1 pseudogene is annotated in these 522 nt (G+C 54.6%); it reads right to left on the reverse strand.

The features are described from left to right. A pseudogene (locus tag OMQ46_RS16570) lies at positions 1–522 on the reverse strand (PQQ-dependent dehydrogenase, methanol/ethanol family); the annotation flags it as partial.

Below are 522 nucleotides of genomic sequence, written 5' to 3' on the forward strand. Positions count from 1 at the left end.
CCAGCGTACCGTAGAACACAACGTCAGAGGCAGTGGCCAGGGCACCTGACCAGACTGAGAAGCGTTCCGGGTTGGACCAGACGATTTTACCTTCACGCGCATCCCAGGCAATGAAGTTACCCAGATGCGTACCACCTGGTGCCGGGTACATGCTCAGGGTAGCACCAACGTAGGGTTGACCTGCAACATACTCAACTTCGAATGGCTCGTAGTCCATGCACACGTGGTTGGTCGGTACATAGTACAGGCCGGTACGTGGTGAGTAAGCCGCTGGCTGTTGGTCTTTTGAACCCAGCGCTGCAGGGCAGACACCGGTGGTGTTGACGTCTTCACCGTTACGGGCAGTCGAGTACTTGGCAACGCGATCATGACGACCGGTTTTCAGGTTCACGCCATTTGACCAGTTAACCGCTGGGTCATACTTTTCAGCGACCAGCAGTTCACCGGTTTCACGATCCATGGTGTAAGCGAAACCGTTACGGTCGAAGTGAACAGCAGTCTTGTGCATTTTGCCTTTGACTT

It is taken from the genome of Methylophaga sp. OBS1, from assembly GCF_026319365.1.